Source organism: Actinoalloteichus caeruleus (genome assembly GCF_049311605.1).
Lineage (GTDB): Bacteria > Actinomycetota > Actinomycetes > Mycobacteriales > Pseudonocardiaceae > Actinoalloteichus_B > Actinoalloteichus_B caeruleus.
Window position 1 is genome coordinate 1,989,585 of sequence record NZ_CP186005.1, and the last position, 12,370, is coordinate 2,001,954.

Sequence of the window (12,370 nt, forward strand, 5' to 3'; positions counted from 1 at the left end):
CTGAGGCCTGGCCGAGATCCCCGCGCGGAGAACGCACCGACCTGCTCCCCACCGGCAGCGAGGTGGAACGCCAGGTCGACGAGGCTGGGAACCAGCCGGAAGCCCGTCCGCGCGACCCGGTCGCTCACCGAGCGGGCACACCTCGCGAACGTGTTCGCGTCACGGGTGCCGGCTACCCGCACAGTGGACCGGGAGGATGCGCGCGGCACGCTGGCGCGCCGACGTGGGTACGTCTCCCTCGCGGATCTCGCCGGGAACGGTACCCCTCCCCTGCCGGAAGCGCTGCGCGACTCGTCCGTGAGCCGCGCGGGAGCAGGAGCCACGTGGCCCGCAGCGCGACGCGCCCTCACCGACCGTGCGGCTCGCCTCGGTCGCCCGACCGGGCAACTCCGCACCGGGCCGGGCGGGGGCGCGGACGCGGCATCGGGTCGTGGTTCCTGAACCACGGCGAACGACGTGGTCCTCGGTGCCTAGCCAGGCGTTCGGGCGGACCAGCTTGTCGCTTCCGTGCGGGTGTCAGGTCCCGAGGATGTCCCCGATCAGCCTTTGCACTCGGGGGATGTCAGCGAGGGGCTCGCCCTGCCCGTCCCGTTCCGGAGCTGGCTCGGCGGCGGCTTCGAGCGGGTTCACGAGCCGATGCAGGCCGACGCGCGTCAGCGCCCCGTCCATCTCCGTGATGCCGCTGAGCGCGAGGACGGACACGCCTTGGTCGAGCGCGGCCATGAGCCGTGCCACGTCATCGGATGGAAGGCGTTCGGTGTCCGGTCGGGCTTCGGTCGCGATGCGCCCGTAGGCGTCGATCATCCGCCGCATGCGTTCGCGGAGCGCCTTGACGAGTTCGTCGTCCCTGGCGGCGGTGGCGATGAACTCCAGTGTCGCCAGCCCGAATCCTCGCACCAGCCCTGCGACGTCCATGTCAGCGGCACCTGGTTCCGACGCGTCGGTGGTCGCCGCGCCGACCTTCCGGAGTGGATTCCACCCCCCGCCGTTCAGCGTCTCCAGGTTGTAGTCCATCGCGGCGAGGAACAGGTCCGACTTGCCGTTGAAGTTCGAGTACACCGCGCCCTTGGAGAACCCGGCCTCACCAGCGATGCCCTCCAGGCTCGCGGTGTGGTAGCCGTCGCGCGCGAACGCGTTGAGCGCCGCGATGACGAGCGCTTCACGGGTCTCTCGTCGTCGTTCCGCCTGCGTCCGCCGAGTGCGGGGCGGAGGGGCTGAGCGGGCATCGACCATGTCGTCATCCTACCGGTTGACCTACCAACCGTATCTGGATACCGTCGGTATGAAGATACCGCTGGTATCAAAATCTGAAGGGTGAGTGCCGTGGGTGGTGCTGTGTTGGAGGTGGACAACCTCACCCGACGGTTCGGTGCCGTCGTCGCGAACGACGGGATCGGACTGCGGGTGCGGCCCGGGGAGGTGGTCGGGCTGCTGGGTCACAACGGCGCGGGCAAGACGACACTGGTCTCGCAGGTGGTCGGACTGCTGCGACCCGAGGACGGCTCGATCAGGGTCGCGGGCACCGACGCCGTCGCCGAACCGGCGACAGCCCGCCGGGCGGTGGCGCTCCAACCCCAGGCCCAGGCGCCGTTGGACGGGCTCACCCCGAAGATGGCGATCGAGATCGCCGGCCGGCTCAGGGGCATGTCCCGCGCCGACGCGCGAGCCGGCGCACGCGCCCTGGCCGACGAGCTGGACATCGGCGAGTGGTTCGACCGTCCAGCGACCCCTGACGGCGGCGGCCTGTCAGGCGGTGTCCGCCGCCTCACCGCGTTCGCCATGGCAGCCGTCGCGCCGGTGCCGCTGATCGTCCTCGACGAGCCGACCAACGACGTCGACGCGGCACGGCGTCGCCGCCTGTGGAAGGTGGTGCGCCGCCTCGGCGACGAAGGGGCGGGCGTGCTGCTCGTCACCCACAACGTCACCGAGGCGGAGCGGGTGGTCGACGCCCTGGTCATCCTCGACCACGGCAGGGTCGTCGCCGCCGGTTCACCGAGCCGACTCCGGGGATCGAGCGACGCCGACCTCCAGCTCGAACTCTCGCTCCACCCGGACGGTGAGGACCCCTCCGAGTCCCTCGCCCAGGCACCGATCCCGATCAACCGGCGGGTCCGAGTCGGACGCCGGGTGCTCCTGACCCTCGCCGCCGTCGACGCCGAGGCGGCCGTCGCGTGGGCCACGGCACTGCGGAGAACCGAACGGATCGACGGCTACTCCCTGGCCCCGGCCACCCTCGAAGACGCCTACCTCGCCGCCACGTCGAGCGCCAACACGAACACGACGACACGTACGGAAGATGCCGCTGATGTCTGAGCAGAGCACCCTCTCGCCACCAGCACCCAGGTCCGCCGGGGTACCGCCGCGCATCGGGATCTGGTTGAGCTACGGAAACCTGTTGCGCTGGATGATGGCCCAGACCGGCGCCATGCTCCCGTTCGTCATCGTCGTCCAGGCGCTGCTCGCGGCCGGGATCATCATCGGGTTCGGCTTCGTCATCCCCGACATCGACACCTCGTCGGCCCAGTTCCTCTCCACCGGCACGCCCACCGTGCTCCTGATGTTCATCGGGCTCGTCATGGTGCCCCACAGCGTGGCCCAGGCACGCACCACCGGCACGTTCACCTACCTCCGGTCGCTGCCGGTGCCTCGGCCGCTGCTCCTCATGGCCGACCTGGCGATCTGGCTCCTCGTCGCCCTGCCCAGCGTCGCCGTCGCCGTGGTCGTGGCGCACCTGCGTTACGGATTCGGCTACTCCTTCGACTGGCCTGTCCTCCTGACCGCGTCCATCCTCGCCGCGGTCACCGCCACCGCGGTCGGCTATGCGATCGCCGTGTCCCTGCCGCCGCTCATCACGCAGCTCGTCACCCAGGTACTGGTGTTCTTCGTGATGCTCTTCTCGCCGGTCACCTTCCCGGCGAGTCAGCTCCCGACCTGGTTCCAGGCAGTCCACGACGTGCTTCCGTTCAGGGCGGCCGCTGACCTGCTCCGTGCGGGACTGCTCGCCGACACCTACACCGCGAGCTGGCGCGACCTCGTCGTCCTCCTCGCCTGGTGCGCCCTCGGAGTCGCCGTCGGTATCCGCGCGCTGACCCGCCGGAACTGACGATCCTCATCCTCCACGGGGCCTGTTCGCCCTTGAGGCCGTGGACTAGGGCGCTGCTGGTTCGCCTCCCGTGGGACGTTCTCGATGTCCGCCCTCCGACGGGAACTCAGCCGGCGGTGGACACGAGGGCAGCGCCGTCCGTCGCCGACGAATGGGTGGGCTTCCTCGGGTGGCCCTCGGCGAGGTTCGCCGGCGGCGCCCCTTCCCGTGGGCGGGGGTGTCGTCCTCGTCCCTGGTCGTCGCCCTGTCCGCCACAGCCTGAGCCTCGCCCAATTCACCCCGAGGTGCCGCGCAGTACCGCCCGCGCGGCAGAACCGAGGCACCCCCTGAGGCGGTAAGGCGCGGCCGCAGTTCCGGACTGGAGGACGCGCGGCGGCATGCGTCCGCGCGTCCTCCAGAACCACCACCGTCCCGCCTCGGGGTGGAGCGGAAACCAGCGAACGGCCCGTACATATCAACGCGTATCGTTCTGTTCGTGGCTGAGGACCGTGACTCCTGCGAGCTGTTGTGCCTGGACCTGCCGCACGCCGAGGCGATCCGCGCGGATCTGCCGGGTCTCGACGAGGTCGAACCCGCGGCCGCCGTGGCCCGTGCTCTGGGCGATCCCACCAGGCTTCGCATCGCGGCCGCCTTCCCAGAGGGCGGCGAACTCTGCGTCTGCGACGCCTCCTGGATCGTCGGCCACGCCAGGAACCTGGTGTCCCACCACCTGCGGCAGTTGAAGTCCGTCGGCCTCGTGTCGTCCCGCCGGGACGGGAAGCTCGTGATGTACCGGCTCACGGAACGCGGGCACACCCTGGTCGGAATCATCCTGGGAGCCGAGCCCCCAGCGCCGGCCGAGACCACGGCCTCCGCGAGAACGGGCGTGTCGCCGCACGTCAGCGGGTGACGGAGGCCGACCAGGTCAGTTGAGCCGCCCGACCACGAGCCGCGTGGTGACGAGCCGCGTGGCCGCTCGGTCGCCGAGTGAGGCTGCCGCGCCCAGCCCGACCTCCTACCTGCTGGCGACTGAGGGCGACACCTACCAAGGCCGTGCCTCCCGGAAGGGGTGTTTCATGCCGGCGGAGGGGGACCGCCCGGGACGTCGTGGTGACCTGATCGGCTGCCAGGTCCTCCTTTGGGAGTTGACGCGGCGACCAGCGGTCGGCGCGCGCCGATGACCGGCATACTGGGTGCCGGAGGCGTGCGGTGCCGATCAACGCTTCGAGAGAAGTGAATGAAAAAGGGGCAGGTGCTCCGTGATACCGCAGGTCAGGAAGTGTCCTCCCCGCGCACGCGGGGCTGTTCCCGAGGTCCAACCCGGTTCGCACCCGGTCGGCGGGTCCTCCCCGCGCACGCGGGGCTGTTCCGGGCCAGGCCCGAACCGCCTACAGCCGGGCGTTGTCCTCCCCGCGCACGCGGGGCTGTTCCTAAGGCCGCTCGCCCAGGCCGGAATCCGACGGGGTCCTCCCCGCGCACGCGGGGCTGTTCCTCTGTGCAGATCGCCAACCGGCTCAGGGCAGCGGTCCTCCCCGCGCACGCGGGGCTGTTCCCCGTCGGGCCAGTGCCGCCCGAGGCGAGCATGGGTCCTCCCCGCGCACGCGGGGCCGTTCCGGGCCGGGCATCCCCCGGATGCCGTCCGGGGCGGTCCTCCTCGCGCACGCGGGGCTGTTCCCGACGTGACGGTCAGCCGGCCGGATGCCGACCCCGTCCTCCCCGCGCACGCGGGGCTGTTCCGGACACCCAGAAGTCCATCACCAGTTCGCCGGGTCCTCCCCGCCCGCAGGGCCCAAGCCCTCTACAGGGCACTCCCTCGCCAGCGCAAGTGGGGCGGAGAGGGGCACCAGTGGGCGTCCAGCGGGCCTCCCAAACAGTGCCTGACCTCGTGATTGTCCGCCGGGGTCGCACTGCGATGAGCTGGTCCCATGCCCCTACGACACTGTCTGCTCGCCCTGTCCGTCGCGGTGGTGTGGGGGCTGAACTTCGTCGCCATCAGCGCCTCGTTGGAGCACTTCCCGCCGATGTTCCTGGTGGCGTTGCGGTTCGCGGTGGTCGCCATCCCGACCGTCCTGTTCGTCCCCGCCCCTGGCGTCCCCCTGCGGTGGTTGCTCGGTTACGGCTGCGGGTTCGGCATCGTGCAGTTCCTCTTCCTCTTCTGGGGCATGGCCGTGGGCATGCCGACAGGTCTGGCGTCACTGGTGCTCCAGTCCTCCGCGCCCTTCACCGTGCTGCTCGGAGCGACGGTGCTGCGAGAACGGATCAGCGCCCGCCAGCTGGCCGGCATCCTCGTCGGCGTGGGAGGGCTGGCGGTGGTGGGTTGGTACCGGGCCGAGACCGCCAGCGTCGTCCCCTTCCTGCTCACGGTGGCGGGCGCTTTCGGTTGGGCGGTGGGCAACATCTGTGGCCGGTTGGCGAAGCCGAGCAGCCCGGTTCGGCTGATGCTGTGGATGTGCGTGGTGCCGCCGCTGCCCATGTTCGCCCTGGCGTTCGTGGTCGAGGGCCCGACCCGAATCGGAGTCTCCCTCAGCACCCTCGGCGCGCCCGGTGCGTGGGCGGCGTTGCTCGGGCTGGCCTACACGGTGCTCATCGCGGGAGTTCTCGGCTCCGGCGCCTGGACCTGGTTGTTGGCCCGGCACCCGGCCGGTGTGGTCGCGCCGTTCTCGATGCTGGCGCCGGTGGTCGGGATGACGGCGGCCTGGCTTGTCCTGCGGGAGACCGTCGCCGCGTGGGAACTGCTCGGCGGGCTCCTGATCGTCGGCGGGGTACTGCTCGGGTGCGTGGGCCGGCAGGGAACCGGCACGCGCTTGCCGCGGGTCGCGCCGCCGGGGGCGCCGGAGCCGTCAGAAGCTCGAGTCGCGGGGAACGGTCGACCGGTGAATCCGCGCCCGCCCGGATGAGTCCGACCGTGGCTCGGGACCCGGGCCCGCTCAGTCGCTCGCGGGCAGAACGATAGTGACCAGTGGCTTGGTGGGTGGTGTCACGAGTTCTGGCGAATGGTCGAGCAGGGCTCCGCTCGGCTGGAGCAGGGCGCGTTGTCGTACCGAAACGGGCTCCATTCGGGCGAGGGCCGGAATTCCACGCCCGAATGGCTCAATCGCGGGTCATCGAGTCAGCCGCCACGCAGGGCGGAACCGGAAACCGGTGTTCGGTTCGGGACGCTGATCAGGCTTCCCGGCGGTTCCTCCAGCGCGGGAATCTTCGCGGTGCGAGCGAGCTACGCCGTTGGTGTGATGGGAAGCCACGGTTGGCGGCACCGGTCGACCCAAGTGCTCTTACCTGCGGTAACCGGGCACTGTGCTGTGGTGAGGGGTACGAGTGCCCCGGGGGAGGGTGTGGTGAGCGGAAGACTTCGCATCCAGTGGCTGCGAATCCGGGTTGGTCAGAAAACCTGGCAGCAGCGGTACGACCTTGACGGGTCGCTCGTGGCCGTGGTCGGCCCGATCGACCGGGGCAAGACGTCGATGATCGAGTGCGTGGACTTCCTGTTCGGGCGGACGGTCCAGTTCCGGGGGGCGGTGGACCAGCGGTTGCGCGCGGTGCAGGCACAAATCCAGATCGGGGACGGTACCTACCGCGTCACCCGGGATCGGGATCACCCGGGGACGGTGTGGGTGGAGGAAGCCGACGGTACCCCCGTGGGCCATTTCCTATTGCGGTCGCAGGACGAGAAGCCGTCGTGGTCGACGTGGCTGTTGATGCGGCTCGGCCTGGACGAGATGTTCGCCTCGGTCCGGCTGCCCGGGGACAGGCGGCTCAGCTTCGCCGAGGACCTGTTGCCCTATCTGCACATTCGGCAGGAGGACATCGACCGGTTCGTCGTGCGGCCGCCATCGCGGACAACCCCACGGCTCGCGGTGTTCAAGCTGCTCCTGCACCTCACCACCCCGGAAACGGAACGGCTGGCCGGCGCGATCACCGACACGAGGAACCGCATCACGCTCCAGCGGCGCAAGGCGCGGGACCTCGCGCGGTTCCTCAGGTCCTCGGACGCCACCAGCGAGAAGGCCCTTGACGCTGAGCTCGTGACGCTGCGGGAACGTGAACGCGAGGCGCGGGACGTGGTGGCACGGTTGCGGGCGGCGGCGAACGCGTCCGCCACGCACATGGCGCACCTCCACCGCCAGGTCGACGAGGCCCGGGCCCGCCTGAGCGAGGCCGAGGACACCGTGGAGCGAGATCATCGGCGCCATCAGGAGGCGCGTTCCAAGGTCAAGGCCCTGCGGGACTCGTTGTCACATGTGGACGCGGTCGAGGACGCCGAGCCGTGCGAGCGCGAGCAGCTGACCTACGCGTTCGACGCCTGCCCCGCCTGCCGCCAGGGTCTGGGCGAGCGGGTGGTCCCTCCCGGGCACTGCGGCGTCTGCGTCCTGCCGCTGCCGGGTGCCGCCGTGGGGGAGGAGAGGGCGCGCCTGCGGAAGATGGAGGAGGCGGCGGCGACGGCGTTGGCCACGGCGGACCAGGAGCTGCGCGGCAGCGGCGAGGTGGTGCGGAGGGCCAGGGCGGACCTCGACACCGCCCGCCAGCGGGTCGACCAGCACCTCGCCGCGTCGACGTCGCCGCACGTGGACGCCATCGCGGCGGCCACCGGCGAACTGGCAGCGCTCAGCGCCCAGATCAGCGCGTTGACGAGGCTGCGGGCGCCGCACGACCAGCTGAGACGGCTGGAGCGTGACACCGAGCGGGACGCGCGGGAACTGAAGGAGATGAGGGAGAGCCACCTTCAACTGTCGGCCCAGCTGGTGCGCCCCGGGGACGCGTTGGAACGGCTCAACTCCCTGTTCCGCCAGATCGTGCACGCGTTCGACCTGCCGTGGGCCACCGGTCGTGCCCGCCTGGACCCGGAAACGTGGACACCGTTGGTGGACGACCAGGACTTCGGGCAGCGGGGCGGTGGATCACGCACCGCGGTGTCCGTGGCCTACAGCCTGGCGCTGCTGTTGTACGCGTTGGAGCAACCCGCCGACTTCCACCTCCCGCACCTGCTGATCCTGGACTCCCCGCAGAAGAACCTCGGCCGCAACTCACATGACCAGGCGCTCGCGGCTCGCATGTACAGGTGGATGGCCGACTACCTCCAGGACCGCGCGGCGGCGCTCAGCGGCACCACGAGCGGACAGCGGTACCGCGACTTCCAGTTGGTCATCGTCGACAACGCCATCCCCGCTGAGGTGCGGGACAGCTTCCGGCCCACCGTCACCTTCGACGAGGACACCGGCTTCGTCCGCGAGCTGGAACACCCGCACGGGCCCCCACTGCCCGCCGAACAGTTGAGGTTCGGCGACGACGTGGAAACCGAGCTCGGCTCGACCGCCTGAGCGGCCGGGGCTCTCCGGGATCATCGACGCGGGGTTGGACGGTCCGGGGCGTGGAAGGGAGTGGGCCAGCCAGGCCGCAGGACAGTGTCGACGGGAGTGCGACCACCTCACCGGGCCATACCCGTCCGCTGGAACGGTGCTCCCGCCCCGCTCGGTGCCACTGCTGTCCTGCGCGCGGCGTGCCGTGCCCTGGGAGGGGACGAGAGCGGGGACGAGCCGGTCGCCCGGTCGGCGCGTACGAGGATTCCCGGCCGTCATCCCTGTCCGCCGCCGGCGAGCCGGGCGCCGAAGCGCTGGCACTGCTCGCGCATCGAGGCGGGTTCCTCGATGGTGAAGTCCGCGTCGACGAGCGCGATGTTCAGGACCAGCCACTGCCACGACTCGGGCATGAGCACGATGCGGGTGCGGTCGGCGTCGAGCGGCGTGAGCTCGGTGTACTGGTGGCGCAGGGCGTCCGCGACCTTCGCGATCGGGGCTTCGATCGTGACCACCACCCGCTGCCGGGCGCGGGTCACGGCCTGCCGCACGTGTTCCACGCCTCCCCCGGCGGGCAGGGGGCGAGGGCGGAAGCTCCGGCCCGCGTCCCTGGCGTCGGAGATTCGGTCGACCCGGAAGACACGCCAGTCGTCGGGGCCCAGGTCCCAGGCCAGCAGGTACCAGCGGTGGAGCAGGTGCACCTGCCGGTGGGGTTCGACGCGACGGCTGCTGGTGGTCCCGCGCGCGGTCGTGTAGTCGAAGGCGACGACGTGGGAGCGTTGGATGGCGGTGCCGAGGGTGCTCAGCGTCTCCGTGCTGGTGCTCGGCGCGGCGGTCTGGTCGGTTTCCAGGCTGGCCCGCAGGGCGGCGACGCGGGGGCGGAGCCGGGCTGGCAGGTACTGGTCGACCTTGCCGTAGGCGCTGGTGGCGGCCGCGTCGAGGCTGCCCTGTTCGGCGCTGCCGGTGGCGGCGAGGGCGGCGAGCGCGAGGAGGGTGGCGGCGGCCTCGTCGTCGTCCAACAGGAGCGGGGGCATCGAGTTCCCGGTGGCCAGCCGGTAGTAGCCGCCGGGGCCGGGCTGGGTTTCGACGGGGTAGCCGTACCCGCGGAGGCGGTCGATGTCGCGGCGGAGGGTGCGGGGGCTGACGTCGAGGTGTCGGGCGAGTTCCCCGCCGGTGAAGGCCCTGCCCGTCTGGAGGGCGGCCAGCAGGGCGAGGGAACGCTGGGTCACGTCGGCCATGCGCCCATTCTCGAGCGAATCGCGGTCAGAATCCGGCCACATCTGCTCGTACGGTCTCCCGCATGTCGCAACAGCGCAACATTCGGGTCCGGGGTGCTCGGACGAACAACCTGAAGTCCCTCGACGTCGACGTGCCCCGGGGGCAGCTCGTCGTGTTCGTCGGGCTGTCCGGCTCCGGGAAGTCGTCCCTGGTGTTCGACACCATCGCGGCCGAGGCGGGCCACCAGCTCAACGAGACGTTCCCCCCGTTCGTGCGGAACCGGATGACGAAGTGGACCCGCCCGGAGGTCACCGAGATCAGCGGCCTGTCCCCGGCGGTGGTCATCGGACAGCGGAGGGTCGGCGGGAACTCCCGATCCACCGTCGGCACCTACACCGACGCCTGGTCCTACCTGCGGCTGATCTTCTCCCGTCTCAGCACCCCGCACGTCGGGGAGTCCAACCGCTTCTCCTTCAACGACCCGACGGGGATGTGCCCCACCTGTTCCGGGCTGGGGGAGGTGGTGGTGATCGCCGTGGACCGTGTGGTCGACATGGACAGGTCGCTCGAGGACGGCGCGGTCCGGCTTCCCGGGTTCGTGCAGGGGAACTACTGGTACAGCCTGTACGCCGACATCGGCTCGTTCGACGCCACCACACCGCTCCGCGACTGGAGCGAGGACCAACGGCAGGCCCTCCTCTACGGCGGGGAACACGCCGAACGGCTCGACCCGCGCCCCCCGAAGGGATTCGAAGGGGTCGTCGAACGGTTCGAGCGCATCTACCTGAACACCTCGGAGGACCTGTCGGAGCGCAAACGGGAGACCTTGGCCCAGTTCACCCGTTCCGACCTGTGCCCCGACTGCCACGGCGACCGGCTCAACGAGGAGAGCCGCTCCGCGACCGTCCTCGGCCGCACCATCGGCGCGATGGCCCGGATGGAGGTCAGCGACCTCGCCGACCTCGTCACCGGAGTGACCGAGCCGAGCGTGCGGCCAGCGGTGGCGGCACTGAAGGACCGGTTGGACGCCCTGGTCACCATCGGCCTCGGCTACCTGCACCTCGGCCGGCCCACGCCGACGCTCTCCGGCGGGGAGTCGCAGCGCATCAAGACGGTGAAGCACCTCGGCAGCAGCCTGATGGAGATGCTGTACGTCTTCGACGAGCCCACCGTGGGCCTCCACCCGCACGACGTGTCGGCCATGATCACCCTGCTCCGCCGGCTGCGTGACAAGGGCAACAGCGTCCTCGTCGTCGAGCACGACCCGGCGGTGATGGCCGCCGCCGACCAGGTCGTCGAGATCGGACCCAGAGCCGGCGAACACGGTGGGGCCCTGGTCTTCCAGGGGCCGTTCTCCGAACTGGGCGCGGCTGGAACCGCCACCTCGGTCGAACTCTCCCGCACGCGTCGACCGAGGGAGGAGCCGCGCACCCCGACCGGGCAGGTCGTCGTCGGCGACGCCTGCCGCAACAACCTGCGGAAGGTGACCGTCGAGATCCCCACCGGGGTGATGACCGTGCTCACCGGGGTCGCCGGGTCCGGCAAGTCCAGCCTCGCCCGGGAACTCGTCGACCAGCACGACGCGATCGTCATCGACCAGCGTCCCGTCAGCGCCAGCCGCCGGTCCACCCCCATCACCTACACGGGGGTGGCAGCGCCCATCCGGAAGCTGTTCGCCCGGCGCAACGGCGTCGCCGCGAGCCTGTTCAGCGCCAACTCGGAAGGCGGCTGCCCGGACTGCGGCGGGACCGGTGTCATCTACACCGACCTGGCCTTCATGGACGGCCAGGAAACCGTGTGCGAGACCTGCCAGGGGCGCAGGTTCACCCCCGACGTGCTGCGGTACACCGTGGACGGGCTGTCCATCGCCGACGTGGAGGACCTGACGATCGAGGAGGCGATCCGGCGGCTGCCGGACAGGGCGATCACGAAGGCCCTGAGCCACCTTGACAAGGTGGGCCTGGGGTACCTGCGGCTCGGTCAGCCGCTGTCGACGTTGTCGGGAGGGGAGTGCCAGCGGGTGAAGGTGGCCAAGGAACTGCGCGAGGCCAGCACGCCCACCCTCTACGTGCTCGACGAGCCGACGACCGGGCTGCACCTCGCCGACATCGACACGTTGCTCGGTCTCCTCGACGACCTGGTGGAGCACGGGCACGGCGTCGTGGTGATCGAGCACAACCTCGACGTGATCCGGCACGCCGACTGGCTGATCGACCTGGGGCCGGGCCCGGGCCGGCACGGGGGCCGGGTGCTCTACGAGGGGCCGGTGACCGGGGTCGGCGACACCCCGACGGGACGAGCCCTGCGGGAGGCCTTCCCGTCCTGAGGGCGGGGGAGCGTGCGAGCGTTCGCCGTGGACGACCGGTGCCGCGCGGGGGACAGGCCTGCGGTGCTGTGTCGCTCCCGAGATACGGGTTCTCGGGTGGGTGTGGGATCGACGCCATCCCGAAGCTCAGCTTCAGTAAAGGAGCTGTGTGCAGAAGCGAACGGCCCTAGGCGGGCTGCTGACTTCCGCTTACTTTCGGTGATAGTCGGAGGTGAACCCACCCCCGACATCGAATCCGAAGACAGTCGGAGGTTGACACTGATGGAAGACATCACGAAGGACGAAATGTCGGACTACACCCCGCCCGCAGTGCTCGACGCGGGTGCCGCGCGTGAGGTCACGCTCGGGATCATGAAGTTCGACTCGGTGGACGACACCCAGTACAAGCACTCCTGACCAGGGACTTCAGGGGCGTCGCGTGCGCGGCGCCCCTCCCGCCCCTGCTGTGATGAG

Annotated in this window: 9 protein-coding genes and 1 CRISPR repeat array; of the genes, 7 read left to right on the forward strand and 2 right to left on the reverse strand. The window is 70.6% G+C overall.

Annotated features, from left to right (window positions below; translation table 11 throughout):
- Positions 1 to 516: 516 nt before the first annotated feature.
- The gene (locus ACOJVX_RS08905) at positions 517 to 1,233 is read right to left on the reverse strand and encodes a TetR/AcrR family transcriptional regulator (protein WP_026419149.1); all 717 of its coding nucleotides are present in this window, start codon (positions 1,231 to 1,233) and stop codon (positions 517 to 519) included.
- A gap of 81 nt (positions 1,234 to 1,314) precedes the next feature.
- Between ACOJVX_RS08905 and ACOJVX_RS08910 the strand changes: the two genes are divergently transcribed.
- The 5 genes from ACOJVX_RS08910 (at position 1,315) to ACOJVX_RS08930 (ending at position 8,397) form a co-directional block, all read left to right on the forward strand.
- Positions 1,315 to 2,313: an ABC transporter ATP-binding protein gene (locus tag ACOJVX_RS08910; protein ID WP_248783823.1), complete on the forward strand. Its 999-nt coding sequence runs from the start codon at positions 1,315 to 1,317 to the stop codon at positions 2,311 to 2,313.
- Positions 2,306 to 3,103, forward strand: coding sequence for an ABC transporter permease (locus ACOJVX_RS08915; RefSeq protein WP_026419147.1), 798 nt, complete (start codon positions 2,306 to 2,308; stop codon positions 3,101 to 3,103). Before ACOJVX_RS08910 ends, ACOJVX_RS08915 begins: the two co-directional genes overlap by 8 nt.
- A 475-nt stretch (positions 3,104 to 3,578) precedes the next feature.
- Positions 3,579 to 3,992, forward strand: a complete 414-nt coding sequence (locus ACOJVX_RS08920) for an ArsR/SmtB family transcription factor (RefSeq protein WP_026419146.1) — start codon at positions 3,579 to 3,581, stop codon at positions 3,990 to 3,992.
- Positions 3,993 to 4,363: 371 nt separating this feature from the next.
- Positions 4,364 to 4,819: direct repeats of the CRISPR family, unit length 28 nt; unit sequence GTCCTCCCCGCGCACGCGGGGCTGTTCC.
- Between the two features lie 188 nt (positions 4,820 to 5,007).
- Positions 5,008 to 5,979: an EamA family transporter gene (locus ACOJVX_RS08925; RefSeq protein ID WP_051314036.1), complete on the forward strand. Its 972-nt coding sequence runs from the start codon at positions 5,008 to 5,010 to the stop codon at positions 5,977 to 5,979.
- Between the two features lie 438 nt (positions 5,980 to 6,417).
- Positions 6,418 to 8,397, forward strand: coding sequence for a hypothetical protein (locus ACOJVX_RS08930; RefSeq protein ID WP_418155851.1), 1,980 nt, complete (start codon positions 6,418 to 6,420; stop codon positions 8,395 to 8,397).
- Between the two features lie 254 nt (positions 8,398 to 8,651).
- Here ACOJVX_RS08930 and ACOJVX_RS08935 read toward each other — a convergent pair whose 3' ends face one another.
- Positions 8,652 to 9,611, reverse strand: a complete 960-nt coding sequence (locus tag ACOJVX_RS08935; RefSeq protein WP_418155852.1) for a helix-turn-helix transcriptional regulator — start codon at positions 9,609 to 9,611, stop codon at positions 8,652 to 8,654.
- A 62-nt stretch (positions 9,612 to 9,673) separates the two neighbouring features.
- Between ACOJVX_RS08935 and ACOJVX_RS08940 the strand changes: the two genes are divergently transcribed.
- Positions 9,674 to 11,917, forward strand: coding sequence for an ATP-binding cassette domain-containing protein (locus ACOJVX_RS08940; RefSeq protein WP_418155853.1), 2,244 nt, complete (start codon positions 9,674 to 9,676; stop codon positions 11,915 to 11,917).
- A gap of 261 nt (positions 11,918 to 12,178) precedes the next feature.
- Positions 12,179 to 12,313 (forward strand): hypothetical protein, encoded by a 135-nt coding sequence (locus ACOJVX_RS08945; protein WP_418155854.1) that lies wholly within the window; start codon positions 12,179 to 12,181, stop codon positions 12,311 to 12,313.
- Positions 12,314 to 12,370 lie beyond the last annotated feature (57 nt).